This is a genomic window from Namhaeicola litoreus (assembly GCF_042679565.1).
GTDB lineage: Bacteria > Bacteroidota > Bacteroidia > Flavobacteriales > Flavobacteriaceae > Namhaeicola > Namhaeicola litoreus.
In genome coordinates, this window is sequence record NZ_JBHTMY010000003.1 from 353,659 (window position 1) to 367,796 (window position 14,138).

Here is a 14,138-nt window from a genome sequence, read left to right on the forward strand (position 1 = left end):
TCTTTCTAATTTTTAATATTCTCTATTTCTAAACTTCCTGTTGAGATTAGTAAATCTAAGGCTGCCATTCTTTGCTGCGCTACAAATTTGTAGTAATTTAAAACAGCATTTTGGTACTCTGTTTCTGTTTGTAAGCGTTCTGTAACAGATATTAATCCCTCACGATAACTTTTAATGGCTAAATTAAGGCTGTTTTCTGCGGCCAACATTTCTTGTTCTTTGATAATGAGTTGTTGATTTTTCACCTCATAATTTACCTGCATTTTTTTAGAAAAAAGCATTAATTTTTCCTCAGCATCAGTTTTTTCCTCTTCCGCAATGCTTTTTTCAATTTGAGTTTTATGTGTTTCATTTGAATTCTTTAATCCATCAAATAAATCCCAATGCATACCCACACCAACAAAATAGGTAGGGAATAGTTGAAACTTATTTAATTCCAAATTTACATTTTCACCACCGGGTAAACTGAAGGGTGTTTCTAAGTTGGCATTGAAAAGATTAGAATAGGAAAGAGAGGCCTGTGCCTGAATTTTTGGCAAAAACGAATTTTGATTCATTTTTAATTTGTAATCATAAGCTTTTACTGATGCATCTAAAGCTTTTAATTCTGGCCGATCATTAAAAGTATTGTTGTCCTCTTCAAGTTTCCAAGGGGTTAAATTGAAACTGTATTTTTCTAAGGTCGAGAGGTCCACACCTGTTAACATCGACAATTTTAAATATAACAAGCGCAGGTTACCGTATAGTTCTAGTTTAACTGAAGATAAATTTAATTCTGCAACCGTTATTTTATCCCTGTCATACGGAATTGCTAATCCGTTGTCTATGGCATTGATCACTCTTGCTTTTTCTTTTGCCAACCGATCTTCACTTTTTGATATGACAATTTCTGAATGCTTAAGCAACTCAATTTTGTCAAAAGTGTCAATGATATCCTTTATAATTTCAGCCCTTTCTGCAATTAATAAAAAGTTTTTCGCTCTTATTTTCTCTTCAGATGCTTTAGATCCGTATTTTACTTGCATGCCCGAGAAAAGTAAAGCTTTTGCGGTTAAATTAGTATTTACCACTTGCCCTTGGGTATCAAATTCAGATTCTCCTTCAAATAATTCAATCCCAGTAATTGGCATTTGCACTGTAGGAATATCAATATTTATTTTGCTTGCACCGTATCCGTACAAGGCATCAAGTTCTAAAGTAGGGATAAAATTTTGCCGAATAGATCTCGTTTGTATACTGTCAATTTCGAGCTCGTAAATTGATTTCTTTAATGCATAACTCTTTTCTAATCCTTTATTTATAAGTTCAATTTCGATGCTATTTAAGTTGTTTTGTGCTTTAAGATGATAAATAGTTAAGCAACAAAAAAGGCTAAATAATATTATTCCTTTCATAAATAAAACTTTTCAAATCCTAGTTCTAAAGGATAGGTACATTGTTTTACAAAAATAATCTATTTTTGAGCTACAATGGTTTTAAACATCTTATGTTTAACATGAAGGTAGTGGAATTCCGATTGAAGCGTGTATTTAGTTTTACTTGTATTAGACTATTTAACATTACTTTCCGATACAGAAATTAGCAAATATGTTTCCTAAAAGATCATCGGTAGTAATCTGTCCAGTGATCTCACCTAAATGAAAAAGTGCTTGCCTAATATCTATCGCAATCAGATCTGAAGAAATACCTTTGTCAAGGCCAGAAACGATATCTTTTGTCGATTTAAGTGCATTGTGCAAAGCGTCAAAATGTCGGGCATTACTCACAATCGTTTGGTTGTTGCTAAGAGCACCTTTGTTAAGCAAGTTTTGTAAATGGGCAGTAAGATTTTCTAATCCGGTTTTATCTTTTGCTGAAATAGACAGAACTTCTTCGGTGATATTTTTATTTAAAAAATGTAGAATCTCTTTTATCTTCTTCTCACTTATTTGATCTGTTTTGTTTAAAAGTACCAAGATTTTCTTTTGTGTCGATCTCTCCTCTATTCTTTTAATTTCACTCAGATGTTTTTCTAATTGAGATTCACTCTTTAATGTGGTGCCGTCTATTAGGTAGATAACCAATTGTGCCTGTTCTATTTTTTGAAATGTCTTTTGTATCCCTACGGTTTCTATTTCATCTTTTGTTTCGCGTATCCCAGCCGTATCAATAAACCTAAAAGTAACACCGCCAATCACAATTTCATCTTCTATGGCATCTCTTGTTGTACCGGCAATATTGGAGACAATCGCTTTTTCTTCATTGAGCAAAGCGTTCAAAAGCGTTGATTTTCCGGCATTGGGTTCACCTACAATGGCGACGGGAATCCCATTTTTGATAACATTTCCTAAAGCAAATGAATCGATCAATCTTTTTAAAACGGAATTGATCTTCTGAATTAGAGCTTTGAATTCTCTTCGATCAGCAAATTCTACATCTTCCTCCGAAAAATCGAGTTCCAATTCAATGAGAGAAGCAAAATTTAAAAGTTGGGTTCTCAATTCTTCAATTTCATTCGAAAACCCTCCCCTCATTTGTTGTATGGCTATTTGATGTGAGGTAGATGAATCAGATGCAATCAAATCAGCAACTGCTTCGGCCTGACTTAAATCCATTTTTCCATTTAAAAAGGCACGTAGGGTAAATTCTCCGGGAGAGGCATGTCGGATGCCATTTTTGATAAAAAGCTGTATGATTTCTTGTTGAATATAAACGGATCCATGGCAAGAAATTTCAACAACATCTTCGCCGGTGTAAGAATATGGATTTTTAAAAACACTTATCAATACTTCATCTAGTATCCTTTCACCGTCGTAAATATGACCAAGATGAAGTGTGTGTGATTTTTGATCCAATAAAATTTTGCCTGATTTCGATTTAAAAAAAGGAGAAACCAAGCGAATCGATTCGTTACCTGAAATGCGAATTACAGCAATTGCACCAACACCTGAAGGAGTTGCCAAGGCAATGATTGGGTCATTATTTGTCATGTACTGGGCTTTGAGCCTACAAAGTTAACGAAAATTAATATTGACCTGTGGCAAGCAGGACTAAGGTACAAGCTATTTCGACCTCTATTCCGGCTTTTCGCAATTTTTCATAGGCTTCAGGATTCTCTGTTCCTGGATTAAAAATGACTCTTTTGGGTTTTAACGAGATCATATAATCTAACAATGCAACTTGTCTTTTTGGATTCAGGTAAAGTGTAATGGTATGAATATCGCTTAGTTGAGGAGTTCCGGTGAGAATGCTGATATTCGCAATTTCACCCTTTTCCAATCCTATGCCAATAGTGTCAATATTGTTTTTCGCTAACTGAAGTAAAGCCAAATAGGCATAGCTGTTTTGACGTTTGGAAGCACCTAGAACTAAAGTTTTTTTCATTAATGATTACTTACAACTAAACTAAATTTAAGTATACAGTGCAAACTTAACCATTATTTAAAAGCTTATTTGGATGCGGATTAAAATAAATAATTATCAATTTTTGTGTGGAGCAGTATTTTTTATGATATTGCGCCATGCTAATTTAAAATAGTTAAGCCAGAATGAAGAACAAAATACTTACCTTAATTTTATTTGCCTATTCTTTGGCAACATTTGCACAAGAACAGAGTACAACGGAAAAAATAGATACTGAATTTAAGAAATATACCGGGTGGTTTGTAGATGCTATTTTTTATGAAATACCATTTTCAGAAAGTTTTCAAATTCCATGGGTACTTATTGTTCTAGTTGGAGGAGCAGTTTATTTCACTATATATTTTAAGTTTATCAATATCACCGGTTTCAAGACAGCAATCCAAGTGGTAAGGGGGAAATATGAAGATATCGAAAAGCACGGAGCAGATACTTTATATGGAGACGCAACGCCTAATGTACATGAAAATATAATCGAAACTTTAAGAGATGATAGTGCCGATGGCGAGGTGTCGCATTTTCAAGCATTAACGGCTGCCTTATCGGCTACAGTTGGCTTGGGTAACATTGCAGGAGTAGCTGTAGCACTTTCTATTGGTGGACCCGGAGCAACATTTTGGATGATTCTGGCAGGTCTGCTAGGTATGGCTTCTAAGTTTGCTGAATGTACTTTAGGGGTGAAATATCGAGATGTAGGGGAAGATGGAACTGTATATGGTGGTCCGATGTATTACCTAAAAAAGGGTTTAGGTGAAAAGAAATTAGCAGGATTAGGTAAGTTTCTTGCAGTAGTATTTGCAATTTTTGTCATTGGCGGGTCATTTGGAGGAGGCAATATGTTTCAGGCCAATCAAGCGGCAGCTCAATTCGTGAAATTATTCAATTTGGAAGGGGGTAATGCTGCTTTCTACTTTGGTTTGGTTATGGCTGTGTTGGTGGCTATCGTGATTATTGGAGGAATAAAACGTATAGCAAAAGTAACCGAAAAGGTGGTTCCTTTTATGGCAGGGATTTATGTTTTGGCAGCCTTGATTATTTTGGGGGTGAATTACAGGCATATTGGCGATGCTTTTATGTTGATTTTCGAAGGAGCCTTTTCAGGATTAGGAATTGCAGGTGGTTTAATTGGTGTAATGATTCAAGGTGTGAGACGAGGAGCTTTCTCAAATGAAGCAGGTGTGGGATCTGCAGCGATTGCCCACTCGGCGGTTGTAACGAGATATCCTGCAAGTGAGGGAATTGTTGCGCTATTAGAGCCTTTTGTGGATACCGTTGTGATTTGTACCATGACCGCCTTGGTTATTATAATTACGAATTTCGATGGTCAATTTATGGAGTATGGGGTAGAGATCAAACAAGGTGTTGAGTTAACAGCCGTGGCCTTTGATAGTGTTATTCCACATTTTTCTGTCATATTAACCATTGCCGTTATTTTATTTGCCTTTTCAACGATGATTTCTTGGTCTTATTACGGCATGCAAGGTTGGGTGTACCTTTTTGGTAAAGGAAAATACACAGATTTAGTTTACAAAGTTTTATTCTTGATTTTTGTGGTGATTGGTGCTTCTATCAGCTTAGGTGCGGTCATAGATTTTTCTGATGCGATGATCTTCGCCATGGTAGTTCCAAACATCATTGGTGTGGTATTACTTACTCCTGTTGTTGGTAAAGAATTAAAAAGATATATGAATGCGATCAATAAAAAGGATGTAGCAATTGAAGACGGAGCAACAGACTTTACAGACCATATCTAAGTATTGTTTTTAAAATGAAAAATCTTAAATCCCATTTCGATTTTAATAAAAAGGAACGAAATGGGATTTTCTTTTTGGCTGTTATTATCCTTTGTCTACAGCTAATTTATTTCTACGTTGATTTTTCATACAATGAATCTCTTCCATCTAACAAAGAAGAAATTGCAAGATTGCAATTAAAAATAGACTCGGCACAAATAGTTTCTGAGGACTCAGAAATTACCCAACCCTTTAATCCAAATTTTATTACAGATTACAAGGGGTATTTGTTGGGGATGTCTGCACAAGAAATAGACCGACTGTTATCTTTTAGAAAAAGTGGAAAGTTTGTTAACTCCCCAGAAGAATTTCAGAAGATCACGAAAGTCAGTGACAGTTTATTACATGCTTTAGAGCCCTTATTCAAATTTCCTGATTTTGTAAAAAGGCAGTCTAAAAGTCAGACTATTGTTAAAGATCTGAGCATTGAAGAAAAAGGTGATTTAAATCATATAACCAAATCAGAATTGATGAAGTTCAATGGGATTGGGGAGAAATTGGCCGAAAGAATTTTAGCTTATAGACAATTGCTTAATGGGTTTTATTTCGAAGACCAATTATATGAGGTGTATTATTTGAATAAAGAAATAGCTGATGAAGTCTTAAAGGTTTATGCCGTAAAATCAAAACCGGTAATAAAAAAGTTAAATATAAATGAGGCCACTTTTAAGGAAATACTGGATTTACCGTATATTGATTATTCATTGACCAAGAAAATATTTCAGCATAAAGATCGTTTTTTACGTTTCGAAAGCCTCGAAGAATTACAAAAAATTGACTCTTTTCCTTTGGATAAATTTGACAGAATAGCCTTATATTTGGAAGCTAATTAAAAACAGGCTCAATTTTGAGCTTTTTTGTTTTTCTAAAACATCATTGATGAATTTTGAATATTCTGAAACTCAGAGGATAATTGCCCATTCAATAAAGGATTTTAACAAAAAACATATTTTGCCTCATATGATGGATTGGGATGAAAAGCAGACATTTCCCATCGATCTTTTCCATGAATTAGGGCAAATGGGTTTTATGGGTGTGCTAGTGCCTCATAAATACGGTGGTGCGGAGATGAGTTACCACGAATATATTACGGTCATAGAAGAAATTTCAAAAGTTGACGGTTCTATAGGATTGTCTGTTGCTGCACATAATTCCTTATGTACCAATCATATTTTGGAATTTGGAAACGAAGAACAAAAACAAAAATGGCTACCAAAATTAGCCCATGGAGAATGGATAGGTGCTTGGGGTTTAACAGAGCATAATACCGGTTCTGATGCAGGAGGAATGAGTACAACTGCGGTTAAAGATGGCGATTATTACGTTATAAATGGGGCTAAAAATTTCACAACACACGGAATTTCTGGTGATGTAGCAGTTGTTATGGTAAGAACTGGCGCCAAAGGAGATTCTCACGGTATGAGTGCTTTTGTGATCGAAAGAGGAACCCCTGGTTTTTCTTCAGGTAAAAAGGAGAATAAATTGGGAATGCGGGCTTCTGAAACAGCAGAAATGATTTTTCAGGATTGTCGTGTACATAAAGACCAAATGCTAGGCGAAGAAGGGGACGGGTTCATTCAGGCTTTAAAAGTGTTAGATGGAGGTAGAATTTCTATTGGCGCACTAGCTCTTGGTATTGCAAAAGGAGCTTTTGAAGCTTCTGTCAAATATTCAAAAGAAAGAGAGCAATTCGGAAAACCTATCTCTCAATTTCAAGCTATCGGCTTTAAACTGGCTGATATGGCAACAGAGATCGAAGCGGCTGAATTATTATTGCATAAGGCAGCTTATCTCAAGAACAAAGGAGAAAAAGTGACGAAAATAGGTGCAATGGCGAAAATGTATGCATCAGAAATTAGTGTGAAAATAGCCAATGAAGCAGTTCAGATCCATGGCGGATATGGATATACCAAAGATTTTCCTGTAGAGAAATTTTATAGAGATGCCAAATTATGCACGATAGGTGAGGGGACAACAGAAATTCAAAAGTTAGTTATTTCGAGGAATATTTTGAAATAGTAGTTTAGTTTTTTGAAACCTTTAGACCAAGACTTTTGGCTTTCACTAGCATAAAATTAAATGCATCTTCGTAATTGTTCTCAATTTCTCCTTCGAGAATGGCTTCTTTAATGGCTTCTTTAATTTGGCCAATTTCTCGACAAGGTTTCAAATTAAATGTTTCCATAATCACTTCACCGGTTACAGGTGGTTGAAAATTGCGCACCTGATCACGCTCTTCTACTTCTTTTATTTTTTGACGAACCAGAGCGAAATTTTGTTTGAACTTCTTTTCGCGTGCTTTATTCTGTGTTGTGATATCAGCTTCGCAATGTGTCATCAAATCGTCTATCACTTCACCTGCATCAAAAATTAACCTTCGCACGGCAGAATCCGTTACGTCTTCAGCGAGAATCACAGGTCTAGAACTCAATAAGACAATCTTTTCTACATATTTCATTTTTTCGTTTAATGGCATATGCAATCTTTTAAAAATTTTCTTTACCATCTTCGAGCCCATGAATTCATGTCCGTGAAATGTCCAGCCCAACTTTTTATCGAATTTCTTTGTTGGCGCTTTACCAATATCATGCAAAAGTGCAGCCCATCGCAACCATAAATTATCAGTATGTTCAGAAATATTATCCACAACTTGGAGTGTATGGTAAAAATTGTCTTTATGTTTTTGCCCTTTTATTTGTTCCACCCCAGAAAGTGCCGTTAATTCTGGTAAAATATAAGCTAATAACCCTGTTTCAAAAAGCAACCGTAAACCAATTGAAGGCTTATCTGTGAGCAATATTTTGTTGAGTTCATCTACGATCCTTTCATTGGAAATGATTTTGATTCGGTCTGAATTTTTTTTAATAGAGTCTAGAGATTTTTCTTCGATTTTGAAGTGAAGTTGAGAAGCGAAACGAATGGCGCGCATCATTCGCAAGGGATCGTCGGAATAGGTGATATCTGGATCTAGAGGTGTTTTGATGATACCCTTTTTCAGATCTTCTTGTCCGTTAAACGGATCAATCAATTCGCCATAATTCTTTTCATTCAGACTTATTGCCAGTGCATTAATGGTAAAATCTCTTCTTTTTTGGTCATCTGTAAGGGTCCCCTTGCTTACCTCTGGATTTCTACTGTCTTGTGAATAAGATTCCTTTCTGGCGCCAACAAATTCCAATTCTATGGTTTTGTATCTAATCATGGCTGTGCCAAAATTTTTAAAGAATTGAACCTGAGGATTGCCGGGTAACATTTCAGCCACTTTATGGGCAAGTTCAATACCATCATCTAAAGTAACTACGTCAATATCTTTAGACTTTTTGCGGTCGAGTAAAAAATCTCTTACATAACCCCCAATGACATAACTTTCAGTTTTAAGACTTTTGGAAGCTTCAGCAATAATTTCAAAAATGGGATTTTTTATGGCATCTCGTTCTTTCAATATGTCTATTTTATTTTCTAATGTACTCAATTTCTTCATTTGTTTGCCATCTCACGATAATAGAGGATTGTCCACTTTTTTTATCGAGGTGCAAATTTACTACATAATCTACTTTATCCAAAAGAGTTTTGTCGATATCATCAAAACAAGTCGGACTAGGTTCTCCACTTATATTTGCAGAAGTTGATACGATGGGTTTACCAAATCGCTCTATCAATTGTTGACAAAAAGGTTCATGAACCCAACGGATACCTACCGTCCCATCAACCGCGAGAACATTTTTTGCCAAGCCCTTTGGATTACTATAAATAACCGTTGTTGGTCTTTCTTGTTGTTTTAAAAATGATAAAATATTTTCGTCGAAAGTTGGAACAATTGTTTTTAACATCTCTACGGAGGAAACCATAATGATCAGACTTTTACTTTCTTCTCGCTGTTTCAGGATGTAAATTTGTTTGATCGCCGATTCATTTGTCGCATCACAACCCAATCCCCAGATAGTATCAGTGGGATAGGCTATTGTCCCGCCTTTTGCAAGTGCTTCAAGTGCACTTTGTAAATTCTCTTCAAAATTCATCATGAATCCGTTTAATCTTAGACTGCTTAGAATCGGCAAAAATAAATAAATATCCTATTTTTGCTATACTTTAATTGTTACGCTCAAATTTATATCCCATGGAAAATGTAAAAATTTCGGTTGTTGTAAGTACCTATAATGCCGAAGAATGGTTAGAAAAAGTACTCTGGGGCTACAGCGTGCAAACCTATAAAAACTTTGAAGTTATTGTTGCTGATGATGGATCTCGTGATTCTACAAAAGAATTGATAGATCGGTTTAAAAAGGATTATCCCGTCCCGTTATCGCATTTATGGCATGAAGACAAGGGTTATCGCCGACAAGAAATTCTTAATACTGCCATTATAAAATGTGAAGGTGACTATGTTATTATGACGGACGGCGATTGTATACCGAAAAATGATTTTGTTGCAGTGCATGCAAAGCATCTCAAAAAAGGTAAATTTCTTTCTGGTGGCTATTGTAAATTGGGAATGGATTTGAGCAAAAAAATTACCAAAGAAGATATTTTAAGTGGCCGATGTTTTGATTATAAATGGCTTTCTGAACATGAAAATTTGAGTTTATCCAATAAGTTAAAGTTAACCTCAACAGGAACCTTAGAAACCTTACTCGATAATTTTACCCCTACTGGTGCTACATTTAATAATTGTAATTCATCAGCATGGAAGTCTGATCTTATCGCAATTAACGGTTATGATGAAAGAATGCAGTACGGCGGCCCGGATAGAGAATTAGGAGAACGACTTGAGAATTACGGAATTAGAGGTGTACAAATTAGGCATAAGGCGATATGCTTGCATTTAGATCATGCCAGAGGTTATAAAAATCAAGAATCTTTAGATAGAAACTTGGCTATAAGGAAACATACCAAAGAACAGAAAGTAATTAAGACACCATTTGGCATTGAAAAATTGGCAAATGCCCAAGACCTAATTAATTAAATGGCCTATACTTACTTCATTTCTGAACCTTTTAGAGCTTATCAAAAGCAGTTTTCCAAACTAATTTCTGATTTTGAAAATCAGGGAAAAGTAATTTATGATGGTAGTCGGAATACAGTAAAAGAAATTGAAATTGCGGGAAACAATCTAAATGTAAAGGCATTTAAAGTACCTCACTTCATCAATCAGTTGGCCTACAGATGGGTAAGGAAATCAAAAGCTAAAAGGTCTTTTGAACATGCTGAAACTTTGCTTTCAAAAGATATAGGTACTCCTAAGCCTGTTGCCTATGTAGAAAATAAGGAGGGACTTTTTCTTAAAGACAGTTATTATTTTAGCCAACAACTAACGTATAACCTGACCTACAGAACTTTGATCGATGAACCTCATTACCCGGATCATGAGCGGATCTTAAGAGAATTTACCAGGTTTACTTTTAAAATGCACGAAAAAGAAGTTTTGTTTAAAGATCATTCTCCCGGAAATACTTTAATTGTGAACCAATCTGGTAGGTATGAGTTTTATTTGGTAGACTTAAACCGAATGGAATTTCGAAAGTTGACTTTTGAAGAGAGGATGAAGAATTTCGATCGGTTAACCCCGAAAAAAGAGATGGTAGAGATTATGAGCGACGAATACGCAAAGCTATCGGGCAATACTTATCAAATTGTATTCGATAAAATGTGGCAGTATACTTCTGAGTTTCGTGAAAAATACAACCGGAAAAAAGCTTTGAAAAAGAAATATTTAGGGAAATAAAGAATTCTACTTCATCAGTTGTTTTAAATAAACATACCTTTTTTTTACACTTTGGGCATGTAAACGTGCTAATGTTAATCCCATGGTTCCGTCCAAAAAACCTAATCGGATAAAATAATGGTTCAAAAAACGGTAAAGTGGTTTGAGGTAAAAATGAAATATATTTGGATGCAGGTTTTTAGCCAGTAATTCTTTCGCCCTCAATTGTGCATACTGGTCCAGTTTATTTTGATAAGAATCTTTATCTCTGTATGAATAGTGGTCCAGTTTTTCTTTTAACACAGCATATTTACCACTCACGATCAATTTTTCATGTACCAAGGTCTTTTTGTCAAAATAAACAAAGTTTTTATTGAATAGGCGATACACTTTATCCGTTTGAAACCCGCTGAACCTTATTTTTTGCTCATCAAAATACATTTGTCGCTTCATCTTAAATGCAACAAATTCTGTCTTTGAGAGATCGGTTGTTAAGATTTCAAATTTTAATTTTTCCGAAATTCTTTCGTCTGCATCAATAAAAAGCACCCAATTATTATTTGCCTTACCTAAAGCAAAATTTCTCTGATCAGAAAAATTTTTAAATTCCTTCTGGTAAAATTTCACCTTTGGAAATTGTTTGATTACTTCAACTGTCTGGTCCGAACTAAAAGAATCTACCACAATTATTTCATCAGCAAATTCAATGTTTTTAAGAAGAGGAGGTAAATTTTCACCTTCATTTTTGGTGATCAGTAAGGCACTTATTCTTTCTTTACTATCCATCTCAAAAGCTTTACTCAAAATGACTTATTGAGTATTTTACTGAATATCCAAACCAAAATTTTACGAGAAATACATTATACGGCTACATCATATTCTCTTAAAGCATCATTCAAAGAAGTCTTTTTCTCTGTGCTTTCTTTCCTTTTTCCTATGATTAAAGCACAAGGGACTTGAAATTCTCCAGCTGGAAACTTTTTAGTATAACTTCCTGGGATAACGACAGATCTGGCAGGTACTTTTCCTTTCATTTCTAGAGGACTCTCTCCAGTGACATCAATTATTTTGGTTGAGGCTGTTAAAACGACATTCGCGCCTAAAACAGCTTCTTTCTCTACATGAACTCCTTCCACCACAATACATCTAGAGCCCACGAAAACATTATCTTCAATAATAACAGGCGCCGCTTGAAGAGGTTCGAGTACTCCTCCTATACCAACACCACCGCTCAAATGAACATTTTTTCCAATTTGCGCGCAACTACCAACTGTGGCCCATGTATCTACCATGGTTCCTTCATCTACGTAGGCGCCTATGTTTACATAACTCGGCATTAAAATTGTACCACTTGAGATGTAGGCTCCTTTTCTGGCTACAGCATGCGGTACAACGCGGATTCCTTTTTCTTTATATCCTGTTTTAAGAGGAATTTTATCATGAAATTCTAATACGCCCGCTTCTAAAGTTTCCATTTTTTGAATCGGGAAATAGAGCACAACTCCCTTTTTGACCCATTCGTTTACCTGCCACCCCGTTTCTGTGGGTTCAGCGACCCGTAAAATTCCACTGTCAAGTAATTCTATTACTTCGCGAATCGCTTTTTGTGTTTTTATCTCTTTTAGTAAATCGCGATTTTCCCACGCCTCTTCTATAATTTGTTGTAATGATTGCATGCCGTATTTTTTTATAGTTTTTATTTGAGGTTGTAAAAATAGAAAAATGGATGGGAAATCAATGTAAGTAGTAAAACTGCATTGAACAGAATAAAATAATTACATTTGCAAAAAATCTGTGAATGGGGCGTGTAGTGGCTTTTGATTATGGAACAAAAAGAATTGGAATCGCTGAAACAGATGATTTGCAACTGATTGCTTCTGGCCTAACTACAGTTCAATCAGATCAAATATTTGATTTTTTAGATAAATATCTCACCGAGAACAAGGTGGAATTGTTTTTGGTTGGAGAACCCCGACAAATGAATAATACTCCTTCAGAAAGTGAGGTTTATATTCAAACATTTTTAAAACATCTAAACCAAAAATATCCCTCAATTCCCATAGAAAGAATTGATGAACGTTTTACCTCTAAAATGGCAGTGAAAGCCATGATCGATGGAGGATTGAGTAAAAAGAAAAGACAAGATAAGGCTTTGATTGATCAAATTAGTGCCACGATTATTTTACAGGATTATTTAGAAAAAAAGAGAAAATGATATTACCGATTGTCGCTTATGGCGATCCCGTGTTAAGGAAAGTTTGCGAAGAAATAGATCAAGATTATCCCAAATTAAAAGAATTGATCACGAACATGGTCGAAACCATGCATGGGGCAAATGGTGTTGGATTGGCTGCACCACAAATTGGAAAAGCAATTAGATTATTTGTGATAGATGCTTCACCTTTTGCGGAAGATGAAGACTTGGATGAAGAAGAAAGGGCCTACCTAAAGGTCTTCAATAAGATTTTTATCAATGCTAAAATCATTGAAGAAACAGGTAAAGAATGGCCATTTAATGAGGGTTGCTTGAGTATTCCGAATATCAATGAAGATGTGGTTAGAAATGAGACATTGACCCTGGAATATGTCGATGAAAATTTTGTACCTCATAAAGAAATATTTTCAGGATTGGCGGCTAGAATTATTCAACACGAATACGACCACATTGAGGGCGTATTGTTTACAGATAAACTCTCGACATTAAAACGCAGATTACTCAAAAAAAGATTAGATAATATTTCTAAGGGACAAGTAGATGTTTCTTACAGAATGAAATTCCCAAAGTTAAAATAAAGATTAAATATTGCTTTTGTTTATGAAAATTGAAAAAATTGTTTCTATTGCAGGAAAACCCGGTTTGTTTTTAGTGCTTTCTCAAGGAAAAAACAGCCTGATTGTTGAGTCGCTCGCCGATAAAAAAAGATTACCAATTACAAATTTGCAGAATATAAGTGCATTAAGTGATATTGCCATTTATACTTATGAAGAAGAAGTTCCTTTAAGAGAGGTATTCTATTCGATTTACAAAAAGGAAAATGGAGCAAAAACCAATGTAAAAATTACTGATAAAGAGGAATTAACGTCTTATTTTTCAGAAGTACTTCCAAATTTTGATGAGGAAAGAGTCTATCCTTCAAATATCAAAAAAGTTGTGCAATGGTATAATTTATTGGTGGATGCCGGATTTGATTTCGAATCAGTAAAAGAAGTTGAGGAAGAAAACAAAGAAGAAGGAGAATCTTAAT

The 14,138-nt window shown here is 35.1% G+C and carries 15 protein-coding genes; 8 read left to right on the forward strand and 7 right to left on the reverse strand.

The genetic code is table 11. The features are described 5' to 3' along the window. Positions 1–5: 5 nt before the first annotated feature. From ACFQ39_RS08855 to ACFQ39_RS08865, 3 genes are all read right to left on the reverse strand, one after another. Positions 6–1,394, reverse strand: a complete 1,389-nt coding sequence (locus ACFQ39_RS08855) for a TolC family protein (RefSeq protein WP_377178165.1) — start codon at positions 1,392–1,394, stop codon at positions 6–8. A 165-nt stretch (positions 1,395–1,559) separates the two neighbouring features. Beyond that, positions 1,560–2,969, reverse strand: coding sequence for a tRNA uridine-5-carboxymethylaminomethyl(34) synthesis GTPase MnmE (gene mnmE, locus ACFQ39_RS08860; RefSeq protein ID WP_377178167.1), 1,410 nt, complete (start codon positions 2,967–2,969; stop codon positions 1,560–1,562). 34 nt (positions 2,970–3,003) lie between these two features. Further along, a complete protein-coding gene (locus tag ACFQ39_RS08865) occupies positions 3,004–3,363 on the reverse strand; it encodes a CoA-binding protein (protein ID WP_377178169.1) in 360 nt (119 codons plus the stop codon). 164 nt (positions 3,364–3,527) lie between these two features. Here ACFQ39_RS08865 and ACFQ39_RS08870 point away from each other — a divergent pair, with 164 nt between their 5' ends. The 3 genes from ACFQ39_RS08870 to ACFQ39_RS08880 are packed head-to-tail and all read left to right on the forward strand — an operon-like array spanning position 3,528 to position 7,211. Continuing rightward, the gene (locus tag ACFQ39_RS08870; RefSeq protein WP_377178171.1) at positions 3,528–5,153 is read left to right on the forward strand and encodes an alanine/glycine:cation symporter family protein; all 1,626 of its coding nucleotides are present in this window, start codon (positions 3,528–3,530) and stop codon (positions 5,151–5,153) included. Between the two features lie 14 nt (positions 5,154–5,167). Further along, on the forward strand, positions 5,168–6,025 hold the full coding sequence (locus tag ACFQ39_RS08875; protein WP_377178173.1) for a ComEA family DNA-binding protein: 858 nt from the start codon (positions 5,168–5,170) through the stop codon (positions 6,023–6,025). Positions 6,026–6,071: 46 nt separating this feature from the next. Next, complete coding sequence (locus ACFQ39_RS08880) at positions 6,072–7,211, forward strand: acyl-CoA dehydrogenase family protein (RefSeq protein ID WP_377178175.1); 1,140 nt, start codon at positions 6,072–6,074, stop codon at positions 7,209–7,211. A gap of 4 nt (positions 7,212–7,215) precedes the next feature. On the opposite strand, the gene ACFQ39_RS08885 is transcribed toward ACFQ39_RS08880, so the two are convergent. Both ACFQ39_RS08885 and ACFQ39_RS08890 read right to left on the reverse strand, forming a co-directional pair. Continuing rightward, complete coding sequence (locus tag ACFQ39_RS08885) at positions 7,216–8,673, reverse strand: CCA tRNA nucleotidyltransferase (RefSeq protein ID WP_377178177.1); 1,458 nt, start codon at positions 8,671–8,673, stop codon at positions 7,216–7,218. Then, positions 8,645–9,214, reverse strand: a complete 570-nt coding sequence (locus tag ACFQ39_RS08890; protein ID WP_377178179.1) for an L-threonylcarbamoyladenylate synthase — start codon at positions 9,212–9,214, stop codon at positions 8,645–8,647. The genes ACFQ39_RS08885 and ACFQ39_RS08890 overlap by 29 nt, the downstream gene beginning before the upstream one ends. Before the next feature lie 95 nt (positions 9,215–9,309). Between ACFQ39_RS08890 and ACFQ39_RS08895 the strand changes: the two genes are divergently transcribed. Continuing rightward, positions 9,310–10,155, forward strand: coding sequence for a glycosyltransferase family 2 protein (locus ACFQ39_RS08895; protein ID WP_377178181.1), 846 nt, complete (start codon positions 9,310–9,312; stop codon positions 10,153–10,155). Further along, positions 10,156–10,914 carry a lipopolysaccharide kinase InaA family protein gene (locus tag ACFQ39_RS08900; protein ID WP_377178183.1) on the forward strand — a complete coding sequence of 253 codons (759 nt, stop codon included), beginning with the start codon at positions 10,156–10,158 and terminating at the stop codon, positions 10,912–10,914. It begins immediately after the preceding gene. 6 nt (positions 10,915–10,920) lie between these two features. Here ACFQ39_RS08900 and ACFQ39_RS08905 read toward each other — a convergent pair whose 3' ends face one another. Further along, entirely contained in the window at positions 10,921–11,679 is a 759-nt protein-coding gene (locus tag ACFQ39_RS08905; RefSeq protein ID WP_377178185.1) for a glycosyltransferase family 2 protein, read from the reverse strand. Positions 11,680–11,753: 74 nt separating this feature from the next. Continuing rightward, positions 11,754–12,569 carry a 2,3,4,5-tetrahydropyridine-2,6-dicarboxylate N-succinyltransferase gene (locus ACFQ39_RS08910; RefSeq protein ID WP_377178187.1) on the reverse strand — a complete coding sequence of 272 codons (816 nt, stop codon included), beginning with the start codon at positions 12,567–12,569 and terminating at the stop codon, positions 11,754–11,756. 122 nt (positions 12,570–12,691) lie between these two features. Here ACFQ39_RS08910 and ruvX point away from each other — a divergent pair, with 122 nt between their 5' ends. The 3 genes from ruvX to ACFQ39_RS08925 are packed head-to-tail and all read left to right on the forward strand — an operon-like array spanning position 12,692 to position 14,137. Further along, on the forward strand, positions 12,692–13,108 hold the full coding sequence (gene ruvX, locus ACFQ39_RS08915) for a Holliday junction resolvase RuvX (RefSeq protein WP_377178189.1): 417 nt from the start codon (positions 12,692–12,694) through the stop codon (positions 13,106–13,108). Beyond that, complete coding sequence (def, locus tag ACFQ39_RS08920; protein ID WP_377178191.1) at positions 13,105–13,686, forward strand: peptide deformylase; 582 nt, start codon at positions 13,105–13,107, stop codon at positions 13,684–13,686. Before ruvX ends, def begins: the two co-directional genes overlap by 4 nt. Before the next feature lie 22 nt (positions 13,687–13,708). Next, on the forward strand, positions 13,709–14,137 hold the full coding sequence (locus tag ACFQ39_RS08925; RefSeq protein WP_377178193.1) for a DUF5606 family protein: 429 nt from the start codon (positions 13,709–13,711) through the stop codon (positions 14,135–14,137). The last annotated feature ends 1 nt before the right edge of the window (position 14,138 follow it).

Excerpts from the sequence above, each read along its gene's own strand:
- ACFQ39_RS08855 (WP_377178165.1), bottom strand. The coding sequence starts at position 1,394 with ATGAAAGGAATAATATTATTTAGCCTTTTTTGTTGCTTAACTATTTAT.
- mnmE (WP_377178167.1), bottom strand. The coding sequence starts at position 2,969 with ATGACAAATAATGACCCAATCATTGCCTTGGCAACTCCTTCAGGTGTT.
- ACFQ39_RS08865 (WP_377178169.1), bottom strand. The coding sequence starts at position 3,363 with ATGAAAAAAACTTTAGTTCTAGGTGCTTCCAAACGTCAAAACAGCTAT.
- ACFQ39_RS08870 (WP_377178171.1), top strand. The coding sequence starts at position 3,528 with ATGAAGAACAAAATACTTACCTTAATTTTATTTGCCTATTCTTTGGCA.
- ACFQ39_RS08875 (WP_377178173.1), top strand. The coding sequence starts at position 5,168 with ATGAAAAATCTTAAATCCCATTTCGATTTTAATAAAAAGGAACGAAAT.
- ACFQ39_RS08880 (WP_377178175.1), top strand. The coding sequence starts at position 6,072 with ATGAATTTTGAATATTCTGAAACTCAGAGGATAATTGCCCATTCAATA.
- ACFQ39_RS08885 (WP_377178177.1), bottom strand. The coding sequence starts at position 8,673 with ATGAAGAAATTGAGTACATTAGAAAATAAAATAGACATATTGAAAGAA.
- ACFQ39_RS08890 (WP_377178179.1), bottom strand. The coding sequence starts at position 9,214 with ATGATGAATTTTGAAGAGAATTTACAAAGTGCACTTGAAGCACTTGCA.
- ACFQ39_RS08895 (WP_377178181.1), top strand. The coding sequence starts at position 9,310 with ATGGAAAATGTAAAAATTTCGGTTGTTGTAAGTACCTATAATGCCGAA.
- ACFQ39_RS08900 (WP_377178183.1), top strand. The coding sequence starts at position 10,156 with ATGGCCTATACTTACTTCATTTCTGAACCTTTTAGAGCTTATCAAAAG.
- ACFQ39_RS08905 (WP_377178185.1), bottom strand. The coding sequence starts at position 11,679 with ATGGATAGTAAAGAAAGAATAAGTGCCTTACTGATCACCAAAAATGAA.
- ACFQ39_RS08910 (WP_377178187.1), bottom strand. The coding sequence starts at position 12,569 with ATGCAATCATTACAACAAATTATAGAAGAGGCGTGGGAAAATCGCGAT.
- ruvX (WP_377178189.1), top strand. The coding sequence starts at position 12,692 with ATGGGGCGTGTAGTGGCTTTTGATTATGGAACAAAAAGAATTGGAATC.
- def (WP_377178191.1), top strand. The coding sequence starts at position 13,105 with ATGATATTACCGATTGTCGCTTATGGCGATCCCGTGTTAAGGAAAGTT.
- ACFQ39_RS08925 (WP_377178193.1), top strand. The coding sequence starts at position 13,709 with ATGAAAATTGAAAAAATTGTTTCTATTGCAGGAAAACCCGGTTTGTTT.